Source organism: Methylopila turkensis (assembly GCF_027922325.1).
Taxonomy (GTDB): domain Bacteria; phylum Pseudomonadota; class Alphaproteobacteria; order Rhizobiales; family Methylopilaceae; genus Methylopila; species Methylopila turkensis.
This window is the reverse complement of sequence record NZ_BSFL01000003.1, coordinates 851,614-864,912: the sequence shown is the minus strand read 5'-3', so window position 1 is coordinate 864,912 and position 13,299 is coordinate 851,614. Positions and strand designations below refer to the sequence as shown.

The window sequence follows — 13,299 nt, the reverse complement described above, 5'->3', positions numbered from 1 at the left end:
CGTCAGCGCCCCGCCGTGGCCATGCCGCGATCGGCGCGGCGCTGGAGCCAGTCCGAGACGCGGCCCGAGAGCAGCGACAGCGCGAGATAGGCGAGGCAGGCGACGAGGTAGAAGATGAAGGGCTGTTTCGTCGCGCCGGCCGCCACGGTCGTCTGCCGCATCAGGTCGGTGAGCGCGATCACCGACACAAGCGAAGTGTCCTTCAGCAGCACCAGCCAGCAGTTCGACAGGCCGGGCAGCGCCAGCCGCCAGAGCTGCGGAAGCGCGACAAGGCGGAACGCGGTCGACGGCGGCAGCCCGAGCGCCGCCGCCGCCTCCATCTGGCCGCGCGGCAGGCCGTGCAGCGCGCCGAGCATCGCTTCGCTCGCGAAGGCGCCGAACACCAGCGCCAGCGCCGCGACGCCGGCCGCGAAGCCGCCGATCTGGACGCTCGTTCCCGGCGCGATCCGGGCGAGCGCGGCGTTGAGTAGGATCTGGCCGCCGTAATAGACCACGACGATGGTCAGAAGCTCGGGCAGCCCGCGGAACACGGTGGTGTAGGCCTCGCCGAACGCGCGTAGCGATCTTCGCCGGGACGCCTTGGCGAGGGTCACGGCGAGCCCGAGGCCAAGCCCGAGCGGCAGCGTGGCGAGGGCGAGAGCGAGCGTGACGCCGACGCCGGCCAGCAATTCGTCGCCCCAGCCCGCCGCTCCGAAGGACAGCAGCGTCGGCAGGTTCTCCACGCGCGGACGCCGGCTCTCAGTACAGGCTGAACGGGAAGTAGCGGGCGTTGATCCGGTCGTAGGTGCCGTCGGCGCGGATGTCGTCGATCGCCTTGTCGAACAGCGCCTTCAGGTCGGCGTCCTCCTTGCGCAGCCCGACGCCGACGCCCTCGCCGAAGTACGCGGGGTCACGCACGTCCTGCCCGATGACCTGGCAGCATTTGCCTTCCTCGGCCTTTTCGAGCCACGGCAGCAGCACCGCCTTGTCGGCGAGCACCGCGTCGAGCCGGCCGGAGGCGAGGTCGAGATTGGCCTCGTCCTGCGTGGCGTAGAGCTTCACCGTCGCGGCGGCGCCGTAGACGTCCTCGAGATAGGTCGCGCTGGCCGTGCCGGTCTGCGCGCCGATCGTCTTGCCGGCGAGGGCTTCCGGGGTCGAGCCCCAGGAGCCGTTCTCCTTCGCCGCCACGAACATGGCCGGCGTCTGGTAGTAGCGCTTCGAGAAGGCGATGACGCGCTTGCGCTCGTCGGTGATCGACATGGAGGCGACGACCGCGTCGTACTTGTTGGCGAGCAGGGCGGGGATCAGTCCCTCCCAGTCCTGCGCGCCGAAGGTGCACTCCGCGCCGATCTTGGCGCAGAGCGCCTTGGCGATGTCGATGTCGAAGCCGCGCAGCTGCCGGTCCGCGTCCATGTAATTGAAAGGCGGATAGGACCCCTCGGTGCCGATCCGGATCTTGCGCCAGTCTCTGGCCTGCGCCGCGTCGGCGGACCAGGCCGCGCCGAGCGCGATCAGCGCGACGAAGGCGGCGCGCCGTGAGATCGTGGTCAGCCGAGTCATGCCGGCGGTCTCCGTGCCGGGCCGCGTCCCGCCTGCGGCCCCCTGCGCCCTCCGGCGCTTCGGACCGAACATTCCATCCTTCGCGGGAGCGCGCAACGCGTGTCACGAGCCCGCGAGCGAGCGCCGCGCGGCGTCGAGGTCGGCCGGCGTGTCGACGTCGCGAAACCCCCGATCGTCGTCGAAAGGAACGAGCGCCGCGCCGAGCCGCTCCAGCGCGCGCTTCGGCGAAGCGACGCCTTCGCCGACGAGCGCCCGCAGCCGCATTGCCGCCGCCACGGGCCAGAGCGCGTGCAGCGGCTCGACGCCGCGCGCGGTCGACGCGGCGGCGGGGGCTTCTCCAGCCGCGGCCAGCAGGCGCGCGACGAGGTCCAGCGGCGGATGCGCCGCGTCGCCGGGTATGGTCGCGAGCCACAGCGCTCCGCGGGCCTCCGCGAAGGCGAGGCCGGCGAGCACGCCGGAAAGCGGCCCGCCCGGTCCGTCGGGCGGATCGGGCAGGGCGGGCAGCCCGAACGCGGCGAGCCGCGACAGGTCGCCATTGGCGGACAGGGCGAGCGTCCCCACCTGCGGACGGAAGCGATCCAAGGCGTGCGCGAGGATCGGCCGTCCGCCAAGATCGAGCAGCGCCTTGTCGGCGCCGCCCATGCGGGAGCCTTCGCCGCCCATCAGGACGAGCCCGGCGACGCGGGGCGACGGGGGGGCGGTCATCGCGTTCATCCTCCGGGACGCTTCAAGCCATTTGACCGCGCGGCGCGCCAAGGTCCATAGCGCAACTAACGAAGGATAAAGGGAGCCCAGCCATGGCGGTGACGGAAGACGACGTGCGGCGCGCGCTTGGCGCGGTGCCCGCGCCCGACGGGGCGGGAAGCCTCGCCGAGTCGACCGCGCTGTCCGCGATCTCGATCAGCGGCGGGCGGGTGATCTTCGCGATCGAGACCTCGCCCGAGCGGGCGGGCGCGCTCGAATCGGTGCGCAAGGCGGCGGAGGCCGCGGTGCGGGCGTTGCCCGGCGTCTCCGACGTGCTGGTCGCCCTGACCGCGGACCGACCCGCCGGCTCGGCGCCCGCGCCGCGGCCCGCGAGCCCGATGGCGGCGCGTGGCGGCCGCGCCGCGCCTCCCGGCGCCACGCCTCCGCCCGCGCGGCCCGCAGGCGGAGCCGAAATGCGGGGCGCGGGCGTTCCCGGCGTCCGCCACATCATCGCCGTCGCCTCCGGCAAGGGCGGCGTCGGCAAGTCGACCACGGCCGCGAACCTCGCGCTCGCGCTGAAGCGCCAAGGGCTGCGGGTCGGGCTGATGGACGCCGACGTCTACGGCCCGTCCGTGCCGACCCTGTTCGCCCTGCACGAGAAGCCCGAGGTCGAGGACAAGATGATGAAGCCGCTGCAGGCGCACGGCCTCAAGATCATGTCGATCGGCTTCCTCGTGGACGAAGGCACCGCCATGATCTGGCGCGGGCCGATGGTGATGTCGGCGCTGACGCAGATGCTGACCGAGGTGTCGTGGGGCGAGCTCGACGTGCTCGTGGTCGACATGCCGCCCGGGACCGGCGACGCCCAGCTCACCATGGCCCAGCGGGTGCGGCTCTCCGGCGCCGTCATCGTCTCGACGCCGCAGGACCTCGCGCTCGCCGACGCCCGGCGCGGCGTCGCCATGTTCCAGAAGGTCGACGTGCCGATCCTCGGGATCGTCGAGAACATGAGCTACTACTGCTGCCCGAACTGCGGCCACCGGGCCGACCTGTTTGGCCATGGCGGCGCGCGCGCCGAGGCGCAGCGGATGGGCGCGCCGTTCCTCGGCGAGATCCCGCTCGCGATCGAGATCCGCGAGGGCGCCGACGCGGGCGCGCCGATCGTCGCCTTCGCGCCGGACAGCGAGCACGCCCAGGCCTACGCCCGGATTGCGGAAGGCGTGTGGACGCGGCTGACCAAGGGCGCGCCGGGCCGCACGCCGCCGCGCATCGTCATCGAGCGCTGAAGGCGCGGGCTCAGGCCGCCTTGCCGGCGGCCGGAGCCTCCGCGATGGCGCGGCCGATGGCATGGGCGCGCGCGAGCGCCGAGGCCGGGAACGGCTCGGCCGAGGGCAGCAGCAGGTCGGACGAGGCGACCGTCGCTCCGACGTAATCGAAGATGCCCTTGTCGATCTGCGTCCTGATCGCGTCGGCGTAGCCGCGTCGCTGGTAGAGGTCCTCGTCGCCGGCGCCGATGCCGACGAGATGCGCGCGAAGCCGGCCCAGCATCTTGATCAGGGAGCCGTCCGCGGTCTCGTCATAGGCCCAGCCGTTGGTGAACACCCGGTCGATCCAGCCCTTGAGCTGGCCCGGCATCGACCACCAGTAGACGGGATAGACCAGCACGAGCGCGTCCGCGCGGTCGACCCGCGCCTGTTCGGCGAGGATGTCCTCGGGCGGTCCGGCCTGCCGGCGGAACAAGGCGAGGTCGGCCGCGGAGAAGCGCGGATCGAAGCCCTCGGCGGCGAGGTCCGCCATCTCCACGGAGTGGGACGGGTCCGCCGCCGAAATCCCCTCGGCGATCTGGGCGGCGACGGCGTGCGTGAGCGACCCGGGATCGGGATGCGAGAACACGATGAGCGAGCGCATGGGAAGGCTCCTGCGGTTTTAGCTTTGACCGCCGCGGCGATCGTTATATACTTTTCGTAAGTTACTTTTGGTATATAGTGATGTCAACCGCGTTCCCGACGTCTTCGCTCGCCCCCCGCCGCCGGCTGACCCGGGATCAGCGACGGCTGCAGCTCATCGAGACCGCATGGCGGCTCGCCCGCGACGAGGGCGCCGACGCGCTGACGCTCGGCCGCCTCGCCGAGCAGGCCGGCGTGGCGAAGCCGGTGGCCTACGATCACTTCGGCACGCGCAACGGCCTGCTGGCCGCGCTCTACGAGGATTTCGACCGGCGGCAGACCGCGGCGATGCATGCGGCGCTCGCCGCGAGCGGCCCGACGCTGATCGACAAGGCCGGCGTGATCGCGGACGCCTATGTGGACTGCGCGCTTGCCCAGGGGCGCGAACTGGCGGGCGTGGCCGCGGCGCTCGAAGGCTCCGCCGAGCTCGAGGCCGTGAAGCGCGCCTGCCGCGACGCCTTTGTCGACCAGTGCCGCGAAGCGCTGGCGCCGTTCTCGACCCGCGCGCCGTCCACGGTGAGCCTGCTGGGGGCGATCGGCGCCGCCGACGCGCTGTCCTACGCCGCCGCCGCGGGCGAGCTCGATCCGTCCGACGCGCGCGGGGAACTGCAGGCGGTGTTCGAGGCGGTGGTCGAACGGGCGAGCCGGGCCTGAAGGTCCCGTCGGGGGTTGCCCCTCTGTCGCGCCGTCGCTATCTACCGTGGCCCGAACGGTTTTCTCCCCCCATCCGGAGCGCCCGGCGATGAGCCTCGAAAACACGGCGGTGGCCGTACGCGAGAGCGAAATCGCGCGCGGCGCCGCCGAACGGCCTGCACTGCCGGCGGTTCCCGGCGGCTTTCCCGGCCGCGTCGCGATCTTCCTCGATCTCGACGGCACGGTGCTCGACCTTGCGCCGACGCCCGACGGCGTCTCGATTCCCGCCGAAGTCGTCGCGGCGATCGGCGTGTTGGCGCAGCGTCTCGGCGGCGCGCTCGCGATCGTGACCGGCCGGACGCTCGCGGACGTCGATCGCATTCTCACGCCCCTGCGGCTGCCGACCGCGGCGCTGCATGGGGCCGAGCTTCGCCGCTGCGGCGGAGGCCGCGTGGCCGACGCCGGCGACGCGCCGCCAGACCGCCTGACAGCCGCGCTCGGCGCCTTCGTCGACGCCCGTCCGGGCCTTGCGCTCGAGAACAAGGGCGCGAGCGTGGCCGTGCATTTCCGCGCCGCGCCGGAGCGGGAGAGCGAGGTGCGCGAGCGCATCGGCGATCTTGTGGCGATGCTTGCGCCCGAGCATGAGCTTCAGCCCGGCAAGATGGTCGTCGAGGTGCGTCCGCGCGGCTGCGACAAGGGTTCTGCGCTGCGGCGGCTGATGTCCGAGAAGCCGTTCGTCGGGCGGACGCCGCTGATGCTCGGCGACGACCTCACCGACGAGTTCGCCTTCACCGCGGCGAACGAACTCGGCGGCGCCTCGGCGCTGGTCGGCGACGTGACCCGTCCGTCGGTCGCCACCTATCGCGCCGCGGATCCGGAGGCCGTCCGCGCCTGGCTCGTCGCGCTTGCGGCGTCGGCGTGACGGAGCGTCAGGCGACCGCGGTCTCGCTCGATCTCGGCGTCATCGGCAACGCCGCCGCCGCGGCTTTGATCGACGCAAGGGGCCGCATCAACTGGATGTGCGCGCCGCGCTTCGACGGCGATCCCACCTTCTGCGCGCTGCTCGGCGGCCACGCGCCGGACCGCGGGTTCTGGGAGTTCGAGCTCGAGGGGCTGACGCGGGTCGAGCAGCATTATCACCGCAACACGGCGATCCTCGAGACGCGCCTCTACGGAAGCGAGGGCGCCGGCGTCCGCATCGTCGACTTCGCGCCGCGGTTCCGCGATCACGGGCGCATGTTCCGGCCGCAGACCATCGTGCGGCAGGTCGAGCCGATCTCGGGTTCGCCGCGCATCCGCGTGCGGCTTCGGCCGGCGATGGACTACGGCGCCGCCGCGCCGGACACGACGCGGGGCTCGAACCACGTCCGTTTCCTGCTCCGGGACACGGTGCTGCGGCTGACCACGGACGCGCCGGTGTCGCTCGTGAGCGAGGAGACCCCGTTCATCCTCGACCAGCCGCTCGCCTTCATCCTTGGTCCGGACGAGACCCTGCCGGCGGCGCCGTCGCGCGTCGCCCGCGAATTCTACGAACGCACGCACGACTACTGGATCGACTGGGTGCGCTTCCTGTCGCTGCCGTTCGAATGGCAGGACGTGGTGATCCGCGCGGCGATAACGCTCAAGCTCTGCAGCCACGAGGAGACCGGCGGCATCGTCGCGGCGCTGACGACCTCGATCCCCGAATATGGCGACAGCGGACGCACCTGGGACTACCGGCTGTGCTGGCTGCGCGACGCCTACTTCACCGTCGAGGCGCTGAACCGGCTTGGGGCGACCAAGACGATGGAGGGCTATCTCTCCTACGTGACGAACCTCGTCGCCTGTTCGCCCTCCGGCTACCTCCAGCCGCTGTTCGGGCTCGGTTTCGAGACGCGGATCGAGGAATCGCTGGCCGAGGCGTTGCCCGGGTATCAGGCGTTCGGACCCGTGCGGCGGGGCAACGCCGCCTACACCCAGGTGCAGAACGACGGCTACGGCTCGGTCATCCTGGCCGCGGCCCAGAGCTTCTTCGACGCCCGGCTGCCGAAGCCCGGCGACGAGGCGCTGTTCGAGCGGCTGGAGAAACTCGGCGCCCAGGCCGTCGCGCGCTGGGACCAGCCCGACGCCGGCATATGGGAGTACCGCACCCGCGAGGCGGTCCACACCCATTCCGCCGCCATGTGCTGGGCGGCGTGCGACCGGCTCGCGCGCATCGCGAACCGGCTCGGCCTGGCGGAGCGGGTCGACCATTGGAGCGAGAAGGCGGCCGACATCCGCGACGGCATCTTCGCCGCGGCCTGGAGCGACGAGCTGAACAGTTTCACCAGCACCTTCGGCGGCGACTTCGTGGACGCGAGCCTGCTGCTGCTGCCCGACATCGGACTGGTCGCGCCCCGCGACCCCCGCTTCCTCGGGACGCTCGCGGAGGTCGAGCGCAGCCTGCGCTACGGCAATCACATCTACCGCTACCGGACGCCGGACGACTTCGGCGAACCCGAGACCGCCTTCACCGCCTGCACCTTCTGGCTGATCAACGCGCTGGCCGCTGTCGGGCGGGAGGACGAGGCGCGCGCGGTGTTCGAGGAGGTGCTCGACCATCGCAACCGGCTCGGGCTGCTGTCCGAGGGCCTGCACGTCGGCACCGGCGAACTCTGGGGCAATTTCCCGCAAACCTACTCGATGGTCGGGCTGGTGAAGGCGGCGATGCGTCTGTCCCGCCCCTGGGAGGAGGCGTTCTGAGCGCGGCGCGACGCGACGACAGGAACTTCGCCGCCGATGCGGCGTTGCAGGTGAGGGCGATGACAGGACATCTCGACACAACGGCGCAAAGCGCCTCGACGAGCCGGCCCTCTGCGCTGAACGCGAGGGACCGGGCGTGAGCCGGCTTGTGATCGTATCGAACCGCGTGCCGGTTCCGACGCCGGGCACGCCGCCGGCCGGCGGGTTGGCTGTCGCGCTGTCCGGCGCCATGAAGGCCCGCGGCGGCCTGTGGTTCGGCTGGAGCGGCGGCAAGCTCGAGCCCGGCGTCGAAGAGCAGCCCGAGCCGGAGATCACCACCATCGACGGCGTGACCTACGCCGTGATCGATCTCGCCCAGCGCGATCTCGACGAGTACTACGCCGGGTTCTCCAACCGCATGCTCTGGCCGCTGTTCCATTACCGGATGGAGCTGACCGAGTTTACGCGCGTCACGCTCTCCGGATACCACCGCGTCAATCGGCTGTTCGCGCAGAAGCTTGCGCCGCTGATCCGGCCGGACGACATCATCTGGGTGCACGACTACCATCTCATTCCGCTCGCCGCGGAGCTGCGCGCGATGGGCCTGCGCAACCGAATGGGCTTCTTTCTCCACATCCCGTTCCCGCCGCCGGACATCCTCACCGTCCTGCCAAACCACGCCGACGTGGTGCGCTCGCTGGCGGCCTACGACGTTGTCGGCTTCCAGACCCCGATCGATCTGGAGAACTTCGAGACCTACGTCCGGCGGGAGCGCGTCGGACGCCGTCTGCCGGATGGCCGGTTCGTCGCTCATGGCCGCGCGGTGACGGTCGAGGCGTTTCCGGTCGGCATCGAGACGCAGATTTTCGCCGATGTCGCCGCCGCCTCCGGACGCAACGCGCTCGTCCGGCGCACCCGCGAAAGCCTCGGCGACCGCCGCCTGATCATCGGCGTTGACCGGCTCGACTATTCGAAGGGAATCGCCCAGCGCATCCAGGCGTTCGAAACCTTTCTGCTGCTCGATCCGGAATGGCGGGGCCGCTGCGCCTATATCCAGATTACCCCTAAGTCGCGGGAAGAGGTTCCGGAATACGCCGCGATGGAGCGCGAGGTGGCCGAACTCGCCGGCCGCGTGAACGGCGCCTTCTCGGAGCTGGACTGGACGCCGCTTCGCTACGTCAACCGCACCGTGGGCCGCAACGCGCTCGCGGGGCTCTACCGGCACGCCGCGGTCGGCCTCGTCACGCCGCTCAGAGACGGGATGAACCTCGTCGCCAAAGAGTATGTGGCGGCTCAGGATCCCGAGGACCCAGGGGTCCTGCTGCTGTCGCGCTTCGCGGGCGCGGCCTGCGAGCTCGACGGAGCGCTGCTTACGAACCCCTACGACGTCGACGGGACGGCCGGCGCGCTGGCGCGAGCCCTCGACATGTCGCTGGAGGAGCGCCGCGAGCGATGGAGCGGCATGTTCGAGAAGCTCAAGACGCACGACGTCGCCTGGTGGTGCCAAAGCTTCCTCGCCGCCCTCGAACAGCCGGACGAACCGTCCCAGACGAGGCGCATCGCCGCCGCCGGCTGACGACGCCGAAGCGCCTGCTGCGCGTCGCGCGAATCCCGGTCATTCTGCGTCGCGCGCCCTCCGGCGCGGCGAGGGAGCGCATGACCGCCATCGATCTCAACAGCGATCTCGGCGAAGGCTACGGCGCCTGGCGGATGGGCGACGACGCGGCGATGCTGGACATCGTCTCCAGCGCCAACGTCGCCTGCGGATTTCATGGCGGCGATCCGGCGACCCTGCTGCGGACGCTGAGGGCCGCGGCGGAGCGCGGCGTCGTCGTCGGCGCCCATGTCTCCTATCCCGACCTGGTCGGCTTCGGCCGCCGCGCCATGGATGTCGCGAGCGAGGACCTGATCGCCGACGTCATCTATCAGATCGGCGCGCTGAAGGCGCTCGCGCAGGCCGCGGGCGCCCGCGTCGCTTACGTCAAGCCGCATGGCGCGCTCTACAACGCCATCGCGACGGACGCCCGGCAGGGGCGCGACGTGGTTCAGGCGATCAGGATGGCCGATCCGGACCTCGCGCTTATGGGGCTCGCGGGGTCGCCGCTGCTGCCGCTCGCCCGCGACATGGGACTTGGGGTGGTCGCCGAGGCCTTCGCCGACCGCGCCTACACTCCTGAGGGAACGCTCGTCTCTCGGCGCGAGGCCGGGGCGGTGCTGCACGACGCCGACCGCATCGCCGACCGCATGCTGCGCCTCGCGCGCCACGGCGAGATCGAGGCCGTCGACGGCTCCGTCATCCGCGTCGAGGCCGTGTCCATCTGCGTGCACGGCGACAGTCCCGGCGCGGTCGCGATCGCCCGCGCGGTGCGCGCCCGGCTGCAGGGCGAGGGGGTCTCGATCCGCTCCTTCGTCACCGCCGGCTGACCCGGCGCAAGGGGTCCGGCATGCGTTTCCTTCCCGCGGGTTCCGGCTCCATGCTCGTGGAGCTCGCCGATCTCGACGAGACGCTCGCCCTTCAGGCCTCGCTGGCCGCCGCCCCGATTGCGGACATCGAGGAGGTGGTGGCCGGCGCGCGCACCCTGCTGCTGCGGCTGCGTCCGGCCGCCTGGCGCGATCCCGGCCGCGTCGCGGCTGAACTCCGTGCGCGCGACCTGACGGCCGGCGCCCGCGCGGCCGGGCCGCTCGTCGAGATTCCGGCGCTCTATGACGGCGAGGACCTTCGCGCGGTCGCCGACCATCTCGGCGTGACGCCCGAAGAGGTCGTGCGACGGCACACGGGCTCCGATTACCACGTCGTCTTCATCGGCTTCGCGCCCGGCTTCGCCTATCTTGCGGGCGGCGATCCCGGCCTGAACGTCCCCCGCCGCCGCTCGCCGCGCACCCGGATCCCGGCCGGCTCGGTGGCGCTCGCCGGCGTCTTCAGCGGCGTCTACCCGAAAGACAGTCCCGGCGGCTGGCAGCTGATCGGCCGGACCCCGCTCGAGATGTGGGACCCGGCGCGCGAGCCGGCGGCCCTGCTGCAGCCGGGCGAGCGTGTGCGCTTCCGGGCGCTTCGTGACCGGGACGATTTCGAGGCCACGCGCGCGTCTGTCGTGGAGCCGGGCCGGCGCGCGCCCAAATCGCCTGAGCCGGGCGCAACGGTTCTGACCGTCGTCGAAGCGCCGCTTCCGGCGCTGTTCCAGGATCTCGGGCGTCCCGGGCGCGCGGGGCAGGGCGTCTCGGCGTCCGGCGCGCTCGACCGCGCGGCTCTGAGGGCCGCAAACCGGATCGTCGGCAACGAACCGGGGCGGCCATGCATCGAGATCGCCGGCGGCATCGTCTTCACCTCGTCGGGGCCCGCGGTGATCGCCGTCGCCGGCGCCCCTTGCGCGATCGAGATACGAACCGCCGACGGCGTTCCCTATCCAACTGCTGCCTACGCCCCGCTGCCGCTCGCGGCCGGCGATCGCGTCGCGCTGCGCGCGCCCGAACGGGGCGTGCGAAGCTATCTCGCGGCGCGCGGCGGCTTCGCCGTCGAACCCGAGCTCGGCTCTGCGTCGACCGACACGCTGGCCCGCCTCGGCCCGGCGCCGCTGCAGGCCGGCGCCCGGCTTGCGATCGGAAGCGATCGCGCCGGTCCGGTTGCGCTTCACGAGACGCCCGCCGAGGAGCCGCCGGCGCCCGGCGATGTGGTGACGCTCGACGTCGTTCTTGGGCCGCGGGCGGACTGGTTCACCGCGGCGTCGCTCGCCTTGCTGTGCGATCAGGACTGGGAGGTCACGCCGCGTTCGGACCGCGTCGGGCTGCGGCTCGCCGGCGAGCGCGCGCTCGACCGCGCCGACCCGGCCATCGAGCTGCCAAGCGAGGGCGCCGTAACCGGCGCGATCCAGGTTCCCCACGACGGCCAGCCCGTGCTGTTTCTCGCCGACCATCCGCTTACCGGCGGCTATCCCGTGATCGCGACTGTGGCGGAGCGCCATCTCGACCGCGCCGGCCAGATCCCGCCCGGCGCCCGCATCCGCTTCCGCGCGCTCGGCCCCTTCGCCGAGATCGTCCCGACGTCCGACAGGATCGACGCATGAAAAAGGTCCTCATCGCCAATCGGGGCGAGATCGCCGTCCGCGTCATCCGGGCCTGCCGGGACTACGGCGTCGGCGCGGTCGCGGTCTATGCCGACAGCGACGCCGACGCGCCGTTCGTGGCGCTGGCGGACGAAGCCTACGGCCTCGGCGGCGATCGACCGTCCGAGACCTATCTCGCCGCCGAAAAGCTGATCGCGGTCGCCGCGCGCGCGGGCGCCGACGCGGTGCATCCGGGCTACGGCTTCCTGTCCGAACGCGCCGACTTTGCGCGCGCCGTGATCGCGGCGGGTCTGATCTGGATCGGGCCCGATCCTGAGGTCATCGACGCGCTCGGCGACAAGATCGAGGCCCGTCGGATCGCCGCGGCGGCCGGAGCGCCGCTCGCGCCCGGGAGCGACGGGCCGGTCGCCGGCGCCGACGAAGCCGTCGCTTTCGCCGAGCGGTTCGGCCTGCCGGTCGCGATCAAGGCTGCTTTCGGCGGCGGGGGGCGCGGACTGAGGGTGGCCCGGCGCATGGACGAGGTCGCGGAGGCGTATGAATCGGCCGTCCGGGAGGCGACTTCGGCCTTCGGGCGGGGCGAATGTTTCGTCGAGCGCTTCCTCGACCGCCCCCGCCATGTGGAGGCGCAGGTGATCGCCGACCGGCACGGAAAGGTCGTGGTGCTGGGGACGCGGGACTGCTCGCTGCAGCGGCGCAACCAGAAGCTCGTGGAGGAGGCCCCGGCGCCCTTCCTGAAGCCCGCCCTGCGGGAGGAGATCCACCGCGCCGCGCGAGCCATCTGCACGGCGGTCGGCTATGTCGGCGCCGGCACGGTCGAGTTCCTGCTTGGCGAGGACGGGACGCTGTCGTTCCTCGAGGTCAACACCCGCCTGCAGGTCGAGCATCCCGTGACCGAAGAGGTTTTCGGCGTCGATCTCGTGGTCGAGCAGCTTCGCGTCGCGGACGGGCTTCCGCTCAGCCTCGACGACGCGCCCGAGCCGCGCGGCCATGCGATCGAGTTCCGCGTCAACGCCGAGGACCCGGCGCGGGGCTTCCTGCCCATGCCGGGCGCCGTCTCCGCCTTCGAGCCGCCCTCTGGGCCGGGCGTCCGCCTCGACAGCGGCGTCGTCGCGGGGTCTATCGTCTCGGGCGCGTTCGATTCGCTGATCGCGAAGCTGATCGTGACGGGCTCGACCCGCGAGCAGGCCTTGCGCCGCGCCGAACGCGCGCTCGCCGAGTTCCGGATCGAGGGCGTCGCCTCCACGCTGCCGTTCCACCGGGCGGCGATCCGCTCGCCCGATTTCGCAGGCGCGGACGGCTTCCGTGTCCATACCCGCTGGATCGAAACCGATTTCGCCGACCGGCTCGAGGCGGCCGTGCGGCCGCAGCCGGCGGATGGACCTGCGCTGACGCGCTTCCCCGTCGAGATCGACGGCCGCCGCCGCGAGCTCGCGCTGCCGCGATCCGTGTGGGCGTTGTTCGGGTCCGCCGCAGGCCCAGCGAAGGCGGCGGAGGACACGGCCGATACCAGCGCCGCAGCGGGCGCGGTGAGGGCGTCCGTGGCCGGCGTCCTGCAGTCCTGGACCGTGGAGGACGGCGCGACGGTCGCGGAGGGCGACGCGGTCGCCGTGCTGGAGGCGATGAAGATGGAGACCCGGGTCCTCGCGCCGCGCGCAGGCACGCTGCGCATCCGGACCGAGGCCGGACGAAGCGTGAAGGCCGGTCAGGTCCTCGCCGAGATCGACGCCGGCTGAGCC

General features: G+C 72.1%; 12 protein-coding genes. 8 read left to right on the top strand and 4 right to left on the bottom strand.

The features are described 5' to 3' along the window. Nucleotides 1-2 precede the first annotated feature (2 nt). From PKE78_RS15295 to PKE78_RS15285, 3 genes are all read right to left on the bottom strand, one after another. Nucleotides 3-722: an ABC transporter permease gene (locus PKE78_RS15295; RefSeq protein ID WP_271201765.1), complete on the bottom strand. Its 720-nt coding sequence runs from the start codon at nt 720-722 to the stop codon at nt 3-5. Between the two features lie 16 nt (nt 723-738). After that, a complete protein-coding gene (locus PKE78_RS15290) occupies nt 739-1,539 on the bottom strand; it encodes a lysine/arginine/ornithine ABC transporter substrate-binding protein (protein WP_271201764.1) in 801 nt (266 codons plus the stop codon). 102 nt (nt 1,540-1,641) lie between these two features. After that, nucleotides 1,642-2,244, bottom strand: coding sequence for an NTP transferase domain-containing protein (locus PKE78_RS15285; RefSeq protein WP_271201763.1), 603 nt, complete (start codon nt 2,242-2,244; stop codon nt 1,642-1,644). 92 nt (nt 2,245-2,336) lie between these two features. On the opposite strand from PKE78_RS15285, the gene PKE78_RS15280 reads away from it, so the two are divergent. After that, entirely contained in the window at nt 2,337-3,509 is a 1,173-nt protein-coding gene (locus PKE78_RS15280; RefSeq protein WP_271201762.1) for an Mrp/NBP35 family ATP-binding protein, read from the top strand. Nucleotides 3,510-3,519: 10 nt separating this feature from the next. Here PKE78_RS15280 and PKE78_RS15275 read toward each other — a convergent pair whose 3' ends face one another. After that, entirely contained in the window at nt 3,520-4,131 is a 612-nt protein-coding gene (locus PKE78_RS15275; protein WP_271201761.1) for an NAD(P)H-dependent oxidoreductase, read from the bottom strand. Nucleotides 4,132-4,211: 80 nt separating this feature from the next. Here PKE78_RS15275 and PKE78_RS15270 point away from each other — a divergent pair, with 80 nt between their 5' ends. The 7 genes from PKE78_RS15270 to PKE78_RS15240 all read left to right on the top strand — a co-directional run bounded on the left by PKE78_RS15270 (nt 4,212) and on the right by PKE78_RS15240 (nt 13,296). After that, complete coding sequence (locus tag PKE78_RS15270) at nt 4,212-4,823, top strand: TetR/AcrR family transcriptional regulator (RefSeq protein ID WP_271201760.1); 612 nt, start codon at nt 4,212-4,214, stop codon at nt 4,821-4,823. 88 nt (nt 4,824-4,911) lie between these two features. Then, nucleotides 4,912-5,724, top strand: coding sequence for a trehalose-phosphatase (otsB, locus tag PKE78_RS15265; RefSeq protein ID WP_271201759.1), 813 nt, complete (start codon nt 4,912-4,914; stop codon nt 5,722-5,724). Then, nucleotides 5,721-7,523, top strand: a complete 1,803-nt coding sequence (locus PKE78_RS15260) for a glycoside hydrolase family 15 protein (protein ID WP_271201758.1) — start codon at nt 5,721-5,723, stop codon at nt 7,521-7,523. The genes otsB and PKE78_RS15260 overlap by 4 nt, the downstream gene beginning before the upstream one ends. 136 nt (nt 7,524-7,659) lie before the next feature. Further along, a complete protein-coding gene (gene otsA / locus PKE78_RS15255; RefSeq protein WP_271201757.1) occupies nt 7,660-9,078 on the top strand; it encodes an alpha,alpha-trehalose-phosphate synthase (UDP-forming) in 1,419 nt (472 codons plus the stop codon). Between the two features lie 80 nt (nt 9,079-9,158). Continuing rightward, a complete protein-coding gene (locus PKE78_RS15250; RefSeq protein WP_271201756.1) occupies nt 9,159-9,926 on the top strand; it encodes a LamB/YcsF family protein in 768 nt (255 codons plus the stop codon). Between the two features lie 20 nt (nt 9,927-9,946). After that, nucleotides 9,947-11,563, top strand: a complete 1,617-nt coding sequence (locus tag PKE78_RS15245) for a 5-oxoprolinase subunit B/C family protein (RefSeq protein ID WP_271201755.1) — start codon at nt 9,947-9,949, stop codon at nt 11,561-11,563. Continuing rightward, nucleotides 11,560-13,296, top strand: coding sequence for an acetyl/propionyl/methylcrotonyl-CoA carboxylase subunit alpha (locus PKE78_RS15240; protein WP_271201754.1), 1,737 nt, complete (start codon nt 11,560-11,562; stop codon nt 13,294-13,296). The genes PKE78_RS15245 and PKE78_RS15240 overlap by 4 nt, the downstream gene beginning before the upstream one ends. Nucleotides 13,297-13,299 lie beyond the last annotated feature (3 nt).